We start from the raw sequence: 5,078 nt of genomic DNA on the forward strand, positions 1-5,078 counted from the left end.
GCGGCGTTCCAGTCGACATTGATGTTGTCTGACACACCGCTTTCGCGAGCAAGCCCGCTCCCACAGGGGGTTCTCAGTTTGGCATGGAACGCAACCGCGCCATGCTCAGCACATCGACCCACTTCCCGTCCCGCAAGCCGTAATCACGCAGCACTCCTTCAGTCTCGAAACCGAATTTGCGGTACAGCCCAATGGCCGCTTCATTGTCGACATACACGGTCAGTTCGATGCGCCGCAGGTTCATCCAGTTGTCGGCAATGTCCAGCGCCGCCGCCAGCAGCTTCGACCCCACGCCCTTGCCCTGCCACGCCACCGCCACGCCCATACCGAAACTGCCGGCGTGGCTGCGGCGCACGCGAGCATACTGTTCCATGCTGATGTTGCCGATGACAGTGCCCTGATGCACCGCCACCAGTTGCACCTTGCGCTCGTTGTCGGGCTCGATGCGCTTGCGCCACAGCTCCGTGGACGGAAACGGCATTTGCAGGGTTTGCCGGGCGAAAGCGGGTTCGTGGTACAGCGCGGTGATGCCTTCGAGGTGGGATTCGTTGAGGCGTTCGAGGGTGATGACGGATTCGGTTGCGGGCATGGGTGATTCATCCTTGATGCGGGGGTGGCTGGTCACTCTAACCTGCCGATCTCTCGAATGGCGAGGCTCCTCCCCCTGTAGGAGCCGAGCTTGCTCGCGATGGACTCACAGACGCCGCGGGGTGTCAGGTTTCCCGCGTTATCGTTGACCACCATCGCGAGCAAGCTCGGCTCCTACAGTGGGTGGAACCAATCCTGCCGCTCGCGGAAGGTGCCGTGGATCATTTCCACCAGCATCTGCACCTGCGCCTCGCCCTGTGTCTCGGCGTTCACCGCCATCCACACCTGCCGCTGCATCGGCTGGCTGAACAGCTCCGGCAACCCGATCAGCCCTCGATCGAAGTGGCTCATGTAGCCAGGCAGCAAACCGATGCAGGCGCTGCAGCGGATCATCTCCTGCATCAAGCCATAGGCATGCAACTGCACGACCCCGGCCAGACGCTGGTCGACCAGTGAATTCCACTGCCTGAAGCTTTCGATCTCGCGGTCCTGCTGCCACTGCACCAGCAAAAAGTCTGCAAGATCATCGAGGCTGTCGGGGCGCGAGGCCGCCCGGGAATAACGCTTGGCGATGTGCGGCAGGTAATCCACTCGCGCCAGACGCTCAGGCTCGGCGGTGGCGAAACTCGGGCCTGGCAGCGGCGCATCGGTGCCCGCCAGCCACACCACCACGTCGGCACTCACCGCTTGCAGGGCCAGTTCGCTGTCGAGTGTGATGATGTCCAGGCGCACACTGGCGTTGCGCCGCAGCAGTGCCACCAGGTCGCGACCAAGAATGTCGTGCAGGATCGATTCGGAGACGGCCAGGCGCACCTGCGGTTGTTCGATCACCGGCAGATCACGTTCGTGCGCCAGTGCAATCAGTTGCGCCTGCAATTGCAGCCCGTCACGGCTGAGGGCTATGCCGTTGTCCGATGCGCTGAACAGTGAGCATTGAAGTTGCGCTTCGAGCTGGGCCAGTTGTTTGCGCAGCAGGGTCGCCTTGATATTCAGGCGCCGGGCCGCCTGCATGTAGCAGCCGCAACGGGCGGTGACGCTGAAGCACTGCGCCGACAGCGTGTCGATGTCCGCGGCACGATCGCGCCAGGAACTGGAGGTGTTATCGGTGGATGCGCGGTACGGCGCGATGTAGCGCTGGCCGGAGGGCTCCATGAATGACATTGATGACTCCCTGTCGATCTTTGGGAATACCATCGTGCGCATCGTTCATGAAACGGATATGACAGTCCCTCAGCTACTCGGACTTTGCCGGAAGCTCACCGCCAGGCGGTTCCAGCTGTTGATAGTGGTGACGGCGATAGTCAGGTCCACCAGTTCGCCTTCGCTGAACTGCTCCCGCGCCTGTTCATAGACGTCGTCCGGCACGTGGTTTTCCGACAGCAGCGTCACCGCTTCGGTCCAGGCCAATGCGGCGCGCTCGCGGGGGTTGAAGAAGTTGCTGTCGCGCCAGACCACGATGGAATACAGGCGCCGGTCGGTTTCGCCCAGGCGCCGGGCGTCCACCGAGTGCATGTCGGTGCAGAACGCACAACCGTTGAGCTGCGAGGCGCGAATTTTAATCAGGTGCAGCAATTGCGCTTCGATGCTCAAGCTGCTGGTCAGCGCTTCCATGGCGATCATCGCTTTCATCGCCTTGGGAGACGCGCTGTAGTAGTCCAGACGAGGGTTCATGGCAGGCCTATGCAAATCAGGTGAGATATTTGAAGAGTGGCACATGCGGCGGATGACGCCAGATCCAATTGTGCGAAAAAGCGGGTGACCACTTTAATGACCTTTGCGCTGAACTAATGGGTATCTCCATACCTGTTTCAGATACGAGCATAGCCTCCTTCTCAAGTTGAGCAATTCAACTTCACAAACAACTATTGGTCACCCCGACAATTGCGAAATTGGATATTCCTCGCCGCGCCAAACGCTACTTAAACTGGCGCCGTCAACCAGACACTCCCAACTCTAGCTCAAAGGTAAACATCATGAAAAATCTTGTTATCGTAGGCAGCCTGTTGTGCGCAGCTTTCTCCGGCCTGACCTTCGCCGAAGGTGGCAGTGACCGCCTGATCGAACGCGCAAACGCCCGTGCTCAAGAGCTTGCCGCCCAGAACGAACGCATCAGGCACGACAACAGCAGCACCGCCGAACGTACGCAAAGCCTTCCCGTCAAAGCCAGCTGAGCCTGGCAATGACTCGTGCCCCGGCTCATCCTTGCAAGATAAACAACTTGCAAGGATGAGTATCGGAACAGCGTTATTACAACCATAAAAAAAGCCCTGCAATAATCATTACAAGGCTGATGGTGGATATACCAAAACTGTAAGAAACTTCAAACTTCGCTTTACCGATACCAGCGAACTTGAACTGGGCGCCATCCTAATCATCAAGTGTCTTTCGGCCAACAGCCAATTCCTCGTTTTTTCGCAAGACCACTGTCGCACTAGTCCAATCTGACGTTTTTTCCCTGCACAACTTCATTCCTGTAGGCCAATCCGGGTAATCTTTCGCAACGCACGCCGCGAACAGATCACCGCAGGAGCCTGTCGGTATGGAACTTCATGTTGTCATCAACGGCCGCAAGGATCTGGCGGGCCAGTTGTACAACCAACTGCGCAGCGCCATCGAATCGGGCCGCCTGGCAGCAGGGACGCAGCTCCCACCCAGCCGCTTGCTGGCCGAGCAACTGGGCATTTCGCGCAAGACCATTTCCGATACCTACGCCCAGCTGACCTACGAAAACTTCCTCACCGGGGTAATCGGCAAAGGCACCTACGTCAATGCCCGTGCTTCAAAGGTCGAGCGCAAGCAGAACCCTTCGGAGTTGGCCGGATTCGAGGTGATCGAGTCCTGGCGCAATCTGCCAGTGTTCCTGCGCCACCCGACCCTGGAAGGTTCGCTGCGTTATGACTTCATCGGCGGCGCCACCGGCAAGGGTCAGTTCCCCCAGGACGACTGGCGCCGCTGCACGGCCCACGCCCTGCGCCAGATCGCCTCGTCCAAGGGTTTCTACAGCCTGGCCGAAGGCCTGCCGGCGCTGCGCAATGCCATCGCCCGGCACATCTCGTTTTCCCGCGGGGTCAATTGTCAGGACGAGGACGTGGTGGTGTGCAACGGCGCCCAGCAGGCCCTGGACCTGATTTCCCGCGTACTCACCCGACCCGGCAGCATCGTGGCCATGGAAGACCCCGGTTATCCGCCCGCCCGCCTGCTGTTCGGTACCCATGGCGCAACTGTGATCGGCGTTCCGGTGGACGCCGAGGGCATCCAGGTGGACAAGATTCCCCTGGGCACACGGCTGATCTACGTCACACCTTCGCACCAGTTTCCCCTCGGCATGCCCATGAGCCAGGAACGGCGCGTGGCCCTGCTGGCCAAGGCCCACGAGTTGGGCGCGATCATCATCGAGGACGACTACGACAGCGAATTCCGCTACGAAGGCCGGCCCACCGACTCGCTGCAGAGCATGGATGAACGGGGGATCGTGGCCTACGTCGGCACCTTCTCCAAAACCCTGCTGCCGGAACTGCGCCTGGGTTACGCGATTCTGCCACCGGCAATTCTCGAAGCGGTGGTACGCGCCAAGCAGCTCACCGACCTGCACACCTCCACCCTGCCCCAGTGGGCGCTGGCCAAGTTCATCGCCGAAGGCTGCCTGCTCAAGCACATTCGCCGCTGCCACACCATTTATGCCGGCAGGCGCGAGCGCATCCTGGCGCGCATGGCCGGCGATCTGTCGCCGTGGCTCGAAGCGGTGCCGACCCGGGCCGGTTTCCACATGGTGGTGCTGTGCAAAGTGCCGATCGACGTGCCGCTGGTGATCGAGCTGGCGAAAAAGGTCGAAGTCGGGCTGTATGCCATCGACAGCTTCTACTACCAGTTGCCACCGCAGAACGGGTTTTTCCTGGGTTTTGGTTCCATTGAGACACTGGACATCGATATTGCGCTGGACCGGCTGCGGGACATCCTGCAACAAGTCGCCTGACGGATTGGTATGCGGCTTTATCCGGCGATTGGCTATTGGTAGTCCGAGGGTGCAGGCCTATCCTGCAAGGGTGAAATCTCTCAATGAGCAGGATTCGTCCGACCTGATTCAGGAGTGTGAGCCAATGTCCTACAAAGTGATCAATACCGTAAAGGTACAGGCCGTCTCCGGCCGCTCGGAAGAACTGGGTAAGCAACTGCAAAAGATTGTCGACACCCTGCGTGCTACACCGGGCTGTGATTCCTATATGGTCGACCGCTGCCCCGAGGACAGTAACCGCTGGACCGTCAGCGCCCACTGGCAATCGGAAGCGGCGATGCAATCGCATTTCAACAGCCCCGAGGCGCAAGGCTTCATCGACCTGATCGATTGCCAACTGGCCAATGCCGTGGACTTCAACAGCTTTCCCATTCGCTAAAACACCGCCTGTACCTGTAGGAGCGAGCACGCTCGCGATGGACGTCAACGATGACGCGGGCTGTCTGGATGCCCGCGGTGTCTGGTCGTTCATCGCGAG

The 5,078-nt window shown here is 59.9% G+C and carries 6 protein-coding genes; 3 read left to right on the forward strand and 3 right to left on the reverse strand.

Features of this window, described 5'->3' with window-relative positions; genetic code table 11:
• Positions 1-73: 73 nt before the first annotated feature.
• From ACW9JE_RS28315 to ACW9JE_RS28325, 3 genes are all read right to left on the reverse strand, one after another.
• A complete protein-coding gene (locus ACW9JE_RS28315) occupies positions 74-589 on the reverse strand; it encodes a GNAT family N-acetyltransferase (RefSeq protein WP_457434639.1) in 516 nt (171 codons plus the stop codon).
• Positions 590-762: 173 nt separating this feature from the next.
• Positions 763-1,749, reverse strand: a complete 987-nt coding sequence (locus ACW9JE_RS28320; protein WP_457434640.1) for a LysR substrate-binding domain-containing protein — start codon at positions 1,747-1,749, stop codon at positions 763-765.
• A 69-nt stretch (positions 1,750-1,818) separates the two neighbouring features.
• The gene (locus ACW9JE_RS28325) at positions 1,819-2,259 is read right to left on the reverse strand and encodes a carboxymuconolactone decarboxylase family protein (protein ID WP_457434641.1); all 441 of its coding nucleotides are present in this window, start codon (positions 2,257-2,259) and stop codon (positions 1,819-1,821) included.
• 302 nt (positions 2,260-2,561) lie between these two features.
• Between ACW9JE_RS28325 and ACW9JE_RS28330 the strand changes: the two genes are divergently transcribed.
• The 3 genes from ACW9JE_RS28330 (at position 2,562) to ACW9JE_RS28340 (ending at position 4,979) form a co-directional block, all read left to right on the forward strand.
• A complete protein-coding gene (locus tag ACW9JE_RS28330; RefSeq protein WP_457434642.1) occupies positions 2,562-2,759 on the forward strand; it encodes a hypothetical protein in 198 nt (65 codons plus the stop codon).
• A 368-nt stretch (positions 2,760-3,127) separates the two neighbouring features.
• A complete protein-coding gene (gene pdxR / locus ACW9JE_RS28335; protein WP_224538887.1) occupies positions 3,128-4,561 on the forward strand; it encodes a MocR-like pyridoxine biosynthesis transcription factor PdxR in 1,434 nt (477 codons plus the stop codon).
• A gap of 124 nt (positions 4,562-4,685) precedes the next feature.
• On the forward strand, positions 4,686-4,979 hold the full coding sequence (locus ACW9JE_RS28340; protein WP_224538885.1) for an antibiotic biosynthesis monooxygenase family protein: 294 nt from the start codon (positions 4,686-4,688) through the stop codon (positions 4,977-4,979).
• The last annotated feature ends 99 nt before the right edge of the window (positions 4,980-5,078 follow it).

It is taken from the genome of Pseudomonas sp. SDO55104_S430 (assembly GCF_054070595.1).